Source organism: Porphyromonas levii (assembly GCF_018206105.1).
Classification (GTDB): domain Bacteria; phylum Bacteroidota; class Bacteroidia; order Bacteroidales; family Porphyromonadaceae; genus Porphyromonas_A; species Porphyromonas_A levii.
Genome location: NZ_JADRGN010000015.1, coordinates 37,875 through 45,591, shown reverse-complemented (window position 1 = coordinate 45,591; position 7,717 = coordinate 37,875). Strand labels below are relative to the sequence as shown.

Below are 7,717 nucleotides of genomic sequence, written 5' to 3'. Positions count from 1 at the left end.
CGAGCCGCAGAGCTTGCGTCCTATAGGCTTCATTAGCAAGCTATAGGAGGCGCTCAGTATTTTATTGAGAGGGTCGTGTCCTAGTGTCCATATTTAATAAGTGTCGTTCAGATGCATTTTACTTTTTGTATAATGTTGATTATGGGTAACTTTGCAATCGTTTCCCTTTGAGAATAGCCCATAAAACCTACACTATTGTAGGTTTCGAGAGACTATCTACACTATCGGTGAGGGATAATTTGAGTTTTGTATTACTACTAGATAAGCGTTGGTTCGTGATATGATAAAGACTAACAACAGGTGGATAGTTATTCTTGCCCATACTCTATTGGCAATCGTGATGATGCAGGCGTGTCGTCTCCTTTTTTACTTTTTCAATAAGGGCTTTTTCAAAGAGATTAGCGCCGATCAGCTATTCAACCTTATGCAAGGGGGGTATACCCTTGATATGGTGGTCATTGGTTATGGTTTTCTCCTCTACTATGTATTGAGGCTTGTTGGTGGACTATTGCCTCTTAAGGTAGAGATGAGCCGATGGTTCAAGGCGCTTCAAGATCTTACTTACTTTGTCCCCTTTACGGTAGTATTATTCCTTAATATCTCTGATATTGGTTACTTCCCTTTTGTCTTGAGAAGGGTTAATATGGAGGTGTTTTCGGAGTTCGAGGGAAAGAGCTATGTGGGTCTTTACAAGGACTTTATTATTGAGCACTGGCCGCTCTCGCTCTCATTCGTTATATTGCTGCTACTTGGTATATTGGGTTATCGATTGATTCGCTTCCAAAGGACTGAAAAGATGGCTCTTCCGATTTGGCTAAATATACCACTATCTATGGCTCTGATCGTCTTTATCTTCTTCAGCATGCGTGGGCGCTGGGACTTTGAGGGTACACCCGTTGCACTCGATAAGGTAGTCAGTCGGATGAGTAGTCAGGATCAATATCCTATCCTATTGAATACACCAATTGCGCTACTAAAAGGTACAGAAGCACGGCATGAATATGATTTTTATACCGATGAGGAGTTACCTCATATCTTCACCCCATACTACCAAGCTACACCTCTGTCTGAGAATGATTCCCTCTTTGGCTCTATGCGAGGGCGGAATGTGATGGTCATCATCATGGAGAGTATGGCGAGCGAGTACATTGGCTTTCTCAATCAAGGGGTAGAGGGGCATACAAGTAGGACTCCTTTTCTTGACAGCTTGCTTCCTCATACCCTATATGCTCGTTATGGTTTTGCCTCTGGCAAACGGTCGGTAGAGTCTTTCCCCTCTATATTTGTTTCACTTCCCTCTTTCGGTGGTACATTCAACGATAAAGATTGGGAAATGTCCAATTATCAGCACTTCAATAGCTTCGATACAGGACTTCCATTGGCTCTAAAGCGTGAGGGTTATACCCTTAAGTTTTACCATGGAGATAGTGAAGGCGCTATGGGATTTTTCCCATTTCTCCAAAAGCTTGGGGTAGACCAACAGTATACAGGAGACGACTATCTGGCTCAGCATCCCAATAGCAAAGGGGATATGTACAGTGAGTGGGGTATTCATGACTTGCCCTTCGAATTAGCAATGGCTAGTGATATGGATAATCTGAAGGAACCTTTTGGCGCCTTTTTCTTCTCTCTCTCTAATCACTATCCTTTCAAAGTGCCGAAGCAATTTAATGATCAATTTAAGGGCGGTTCTCTGCCAATACATAAGACAGCGGAGTATGCCGACTATGCCTTATGCCAATTCTTCGACAAAATTAAGGATGCTCCGTGGTTTCAAAATACGCTCTTTGTACTTACAGCGGATCATACCAACCAGACTGATCTCCCTGCCTATGACAATTTGGCAGGGCACGCAGCTGTTCCAATTGCTTTCTATGATCCTCAAGGTAAGCTGAAGAGTGAAATCAATGAGTACGTGGTGCAGCACGCCGATATCCTGCCTACGCTCCTCTATCTAACTGGGAACACTGAGCCAGTCCTGAGCTATGGTAATAATGTATTTGATAGGTCGGTAGAACACTTTGCGCTCAACTACTTTGGGGGGCAATACTTGCTCTTTACTAAAGATGCAACTATTGCAATGACCACAGCGAGTAATATAACAGCGACAAGCCCAGTGAAGCACCTGCAGACGGATGTAACGATTGAGCCTTCAGAAAAGACGGTAGAGCACTATTCTAATCTACTTCGTGCTATTGTCCAAGATTATAACCATAGGATATTCTCTACCTCATTTTCTGTGAAAGATGTTTTGCCAAAGGGAAAGGAGAGGTAGTCAATTCTCTTTTCGTATATACAATAAATAGTGTTACCTTTGTGGAGTAAGTTGTGGTGATGCTCGGAGATAGCCTATCTCAAGAGCATAAAAGGGAATCTAGTGGAAGTCTAGAGCAGTGCCCGCTACTGTGAGCTTCGTATCGCGTTTGGGGTAATCTACATAATGGTGTCACTGTCTGGTAACAGATGGGAAGGCGTCTCCAAATAGGAGCAAGTCAGGAAACCTGCCATTGCTATTTATTTGTACTCTCGGGGGCAAGAGTGCGTAATGTTGCATCCTCTTCGATTTTATGAAGAATAGCTTGTTGAGACCTATTTGGGTCGTTTGGACTTTGGTGCTGTCTTCGTGTCTCGCCACAGCTCAGGTCACTGTGCGTGGTCGGGTGAGTGACAAGGATGGGAAGGCTTTACAGGGAACCTTTATAAAAGTAGATGGTACTATTCGTGGCGTTGCTGATGCTGCGGGTGAGTATGCTATTGAGCTAACCAAGGGGCAATATAAGTTATCCGCCTACTTATTGGGGTTTGGAGAAAAGCAGCTAGTAGTAAGGGTGGGGGATAAGCCGATTAGGCAAGACTTTGTCCTGGAAGAGGACTACAAACTACTCCGAGAGGTCGTTGTCAGTGCTCCTACCTATAAGGAGGTAATGCAGAATAGTTCGTTCTCTGCCACGAGTATAGATGTCCATCCTCTTGTGGCATCGGTGAGCAATCTCAATAAGTTGGTCAACCAATCCTCAGGCGTAGTGATACGAGAAGAGGGTGGTGTAGGTTCGGACTTTGACCTCGCTATCACAGGGCTTAGTGGCAATGCCATTAGGTATTTCGTGAATGGCGTTCCGCTGTCTTCGCTTGGGAGTGGTGTGACGCTAGCGAATATCCCTATCAACCTTGTGGAACGCATGGAAATATATAAAGGGGTGGTGCCTCCTGAACTTGGGTTAGATGCCTTGGGTGGGGCGGTGAATATCGTGACAAAGAGTAGTCATGCAAATTATCTTGATGTCTCTGCAGAAGCAGGCTCATTCCACACATACGGAGCCGATGTGAACGGTCAGTATCAGCTCAATAGGAGTGGTCTCACCCTTAGGGGCATTATGAGTGTAAAGTCCTCCAAGAATGACTACTTAATGCGTGGCGTAGAGGTGTGGAATGAAGCTGCTTATGAGTATCAGTTGGGGGATTATCGTCGCTTTCACGATGGCTATAGATCTCTTTTCTCCCAACTTGAACTAGGTTTTACGGGTCGTACATGGGCAGACGAAGCTTTTGTAGGTATCTCATATACTAGTAGTGCTAGTGAGCTACAGACAGGATTTAGCCAAAACCTAGTGATAGGGCAGGCACACAGAGATCGTAGTGCTCTGAGGTTTTCAGGGAGGTATAGCAAGAGAGACCTATTTGTAGATGGGCTCTCCCTAAATCTATTCGCATCTCATACCAATGACCATATCTTATACACCGATACCGCTTATAGGCGTTATGCTTGGGATGGTAGTTATGTAGAGACGAATTATAGTGAGCTGATGCGGCGAGGGAAGATGATTCGGGCTACTGAACGCCCTACTGATGTACTACGTGCTAATATCGCCTATCAATGGTCACGAACAGGGACGGTCTCTTTCAACTATACGCTTACAGCGAATAAGAATAAGCGAACGGATCGCCTCGATGCCACCTTTATCCCTTCGGAAGATTATTTGGCAAGGCATATCTTGGGTGTTTCGTATGGGCAATATCTGTGGGATGATCGTATCAATACTACTCTATTCCTTAAAGATTATATCTTCCATGCAGAGGTAGAGCAGTCAGATTATTATTGGATTACGGGTGCCAATGAGGTGGAGCGTAAAGCTACAAAGAATCACCTAGGATATGGACTAGGCGTGAGAGCTACGTTATTCCCCGAGCTATCCCTTAAGGGGTCGTATGAAAGAGCGGTTAGGCTCCCATCTGCCAGGGAGTATATGGGTAACGGAGCCAATATCTATCCTAATCTACTCCTCCGACCAGAGCAGGCTAACAACTTCAATCTGGAGGTCTATGGGGCTTGGCGCTTTCAACCAGAGCATAAGTTATCCTATAAGGGCAACTTCTTTGTCCGTGATGTGCAGGACTATATCCACAGAGTGGTTTCGAGTGATACCGAGAGTAAGTATGAGAATGTAGGGGTTGCGCGTGTGATAGGAGGTGAGGCTGAGGTCGGTTACACCTATCAGCACTTATTAGACTTTTCTATGAATGCAACCTATATTGATGAGCGCAATAGATCTAAGACCAAACCCAATGGTCAGCTAGATATTACGTATGATAATAGGATTCCGAATAAGCCCTTTTTCTATACCAATGCTCTAGCAGCAGTAACGATGATGGAGCCCTTTGGGCTTAAGCATAGTTCGCTAAGGATAGATGGCTCTCTCTCATATACACACTGGTTCTACCTTACTTGGGCGGCTTTTGGTTTAGCAGAGTCAAAAGCCCTAGTGCCAAATCAGTGGAATACCAATGTGGGAGCCACCCTATCTTTGGCCGACAACCGATACTCCCTATCATTGCAGTGCAATAACCTCTTTGATAGAATCAATTACGATAACTATATGCTTCAGAAACCCGGGCGAGCCCTATTCTGTAAGTTAAAAGTATTTATTAACTAATTAATAACAATGAAGATGAAACGACTACCTATCTTTTCAGTGTTCTTAGCTCTGTTACTCGTCTTTGCTACAGGTTGCGATGACAGTAATAAGCCTAACCCTAAACCAACTCCTAAACCAACCCCAGAGGTTACTGGTATGGAGTATGACGTATGGATTGCCCTTGATGAGGGAACCTCTTCCGCTGCAAAGCAAGATGCTCATGCCGTGAGAAGGGTTGCCAGCCTTGAGACTGGGGAGTATGATATCAAAGGCAAGGGTGTTGAAACCTTAAGTTCAGAGATGACTCCTAATGCTATCTACCATGATGGCTACTATTATAGTGTATCACGTAAAGGGGACTTCGGTAAATACAAAATTACTGATGCTGACGTGAAGGTGGTGAAGAGGTTCCCACTTAAAGAGGTGCTAGACCGCCGCTTCTCTCACGTTTGGCTCGATACCAATACGCTTGTTCTCTTTGGCTCAGCTGGAGAGAAGCATGTTGTGAATTGGGTCAAGATCAACACCAATGATATGAAGGTGGTAGAGAAAGGTATCCTAGATCTGCCTGCACCAAAAAAGGGTGAACAATTCAATTCATCAGGTCTTGCTGGCTATCGTAAAAGTGACAATGTTATCTTGTATACATACGTTTACGATATAAATAAGAAGAAGGCGATGGATGCGAAGGCGAGAAAGGATTTTAATCTCTCTGTTATCGACGCCAAGACGATGAAGGTCGTAAGTACTAGTACCGAGACTCGTGCAGAGATGCCTGCATCAACTTCTTTTGGTGAAACGAGACAGAGCAAGGCTTTCTTTGATCAGCAGGGCAATTATTACCTAGCGTGTAATTCTGTCAATGCGGGCTCTAAGTCTACAACTCAGCAACATGGCTATATTCTTAGAGTTAAGGCGGGTGAAAAGGAGTTCGACAAGAGCTTCATCATTACGCTTAATGACAATAGCAAGATTGTGACGCTTCGTGAGCTTATGCCTAATGTTGCGCTAGCCTATCTCCAAAATCCACTCTATGCTACTGGAAAAGATGTCTGGAGTAGTAAGGATAATCCTTTCGTATTCTTCTGGTCAGTAATCAATCTTTCAACTGGAGCACAGACTCATCTAAAGGATATCCCATTTAGCACTGGTGGTAATTATGTAGAGCTAGCGGCTGTCTTTGAGGACTATGCTATCCTCGGAGCAAATACCAAGACGCAAACACAGTTTTATAAGTACGACTTCAAGAGCGGTAATATCACTCCTGGAGCTAAACTAAAGGAAGGATATTACGCTGACCGTATTGTCCCAATCAAGAAGTAAATCATGAAGGTCTGGTCTGGAGTACATAAGTGGTTGGGGGCATTGCTCGCTCCTATGATGTTTGTATGGTTCCTATCAGGGCTTGGTATGCTTTTCCTCGCTTTCCCAAAGCTGGGGGATCAGGACATAGTACACCGTGATACTATAGGTGGTGTACTGCCTAGTCTGCAACAGATACTGGCACAGGTGCCAGAAGGGGAGGAGCTAAAGCACCTTGAGCTTACGACACACTCAGGAGTACCTATTATCCAAGTAACTACAGACCAGCAGTCTTTACTATTTGTAGCTGACACCCTCTTCGCCCCTGTGGCGGAGAGCGGTGTTAGCTATTCTTATATCCAAGAGCAGGCAGGGCGGTGGAGTTCTTACCCAATCAAGTCGATAGATGAACTTTACCAATTGGATCCTTGGATTCCGTATAGTTCGCTTAAGGAGCATTTCCCTATCTACCGTATTAAGTATGATGATCCAGAGAAGAGCTACCTATACCTTTCTTCACAGACGGGAGAGGCACTTCAATATTGCACTCGGAAGGGAAGAATAGAGGGAGCCCTCAGTACAATTCCTCACATGCTTTACTTTTGGCAACTCCGTCAGAATAGAGATATCTGGCTCGCTGTGGTTACTATACTCTCTGGTTTATGTGCCATCATGTGCTTAGCAGGGATAGTTGTTGGTATCCGATATTATAGGTTCTCATGGAAGAGAAAGGGAAGATTGCAAAGTCCATACAAGAAGGGAAGCTATAGGCTTCATCATATCTCTGGTATGCTCTTTGGTTTCTTCGCAATGATGTTCGCCCTTAGTGGGCTACTTTCTATGCAGGATCTGCCTAGTTGGTTGGTAAAGGAGCACAATCCAAAACTAAAGAGCACTTTACGGAAAAGCGATAAAGTAGACTTCTCGAGCTTTGTGCTCGACTATCGCGAGCTCCTGAAGCTAGGCGAAGTGAAGGATATAGCGTTTGAGCAGTTCGGTACTCAACCCTATTACACGGTTACTTACCGTGATACTGTAGCTAAGTTTGATGCCACGAGTCCTTCTATAGAGCCGCTTTATCTTACAGAGAAAGTGGTGCTAAAACGGCTTAGTAGGCATATTGATAGTCCTATGAGTATAGAATTGCTGGAGACGTACGACAATTACTACGTCAGTAATATAGAGAGCGCCACCCTGCCAGTATACAAGGTGGTGGCTAGTGACCCCGATAAGAGTCATATCTATGTTACACCTACAGAGGCAAGTGTGCGGTACTTCAATACGAATAGTAGAGTGAAGAAGTGGATTTATCCTGCATTTCATAGCCTTCGAGTCAAGTACTTCGCTGAGCATCCAGTGCTTAGAAAGGGGCTGATTACTCTTGTCTGTATAGGAGGGCTAGTGCTCTCCGTTACAGGGATGATTATTGGAATACGCTTTTGGGGTAGACTTCTTCGGAAGAGTAAGATTAAAGCCAAAAAGTGATTACCTTTGTAGGTCGC

Annotated in this window: 4 protein-coding genes and 1 riboswitch; all 4 genes read left to right on the top strand. The window is 44.5% G+C overall.

Annotation, left to right across the window (positions count from 1 at the left end):
- The first annotated feature begins 280 nt into the window (after positions 1 to 280).
- The 4 genes from IX315_RS04810 (at position 281) to IX315_RS04795 (ending at position 7,700) form a co-directional block, all read left to right on the top strand.
- The gene (locus tag IX315_RS04810; RefSeq protein WP_244973095.1) at positions 281 to 2,275 is read left to right on the top strand and encodes an LTA synthase family protein; all 1,995 of its coding nucleotides are present in this window, start codon (positions 281 to 283) and stop codon (positions 2,273 to 2,275) included.
- Between the two features lie 37 nt (positions 2,276 to 2,312).
- A riboswitch (cobalamin riboswitch) is annotated at positions 2,313 to 2,523 on the top strand.
- 44 nt (positions 2,524 to 2,567) lie between these two features.
- Positions 2,568 to 4,931: a TonB-dependent receptor gene (locus IX315_RS04805; RefSeq protein WP_244973094.1), complete on the top strand. Its 2,364-nt coding sequence runs from the start codon at positions 2,568 to 2,570 to the stop codon at positions 4,929 to 4,931.
- Positions 4,932 to 4,946: 15 nt separating this feature from the next.
- The gene (locus tag IX315_RS04800) at positions 4,947 to 6,236 is read left to right on the top strand and encodes a hypothetical protein (protein ID WP_134849635.1); all 1,290 of its coding nucleotides are present in this window, start codon (positions 4,947 to 4,949) and stop codon (positions 6,234 to 6,236) included.
- 3 nt (positions 6,237 to 6,239) lie between these two features.
- The gene (locus tag IX315_RS04795) at positions 6,240 to 7,700 is read left to right on the top strand and encodes a PepSY-associated TM helix domain-containing protein (protein WP_134849636.1); all 1,461 of its coding nucleotides are present in this window, start codon (positions 6,240 to 6,242) and stop codon (positions 7,698 to 7,700) included.
- The last annotated feature ends 17 nt before the right edge of the window (positions 7,701 to 7,717 follow it).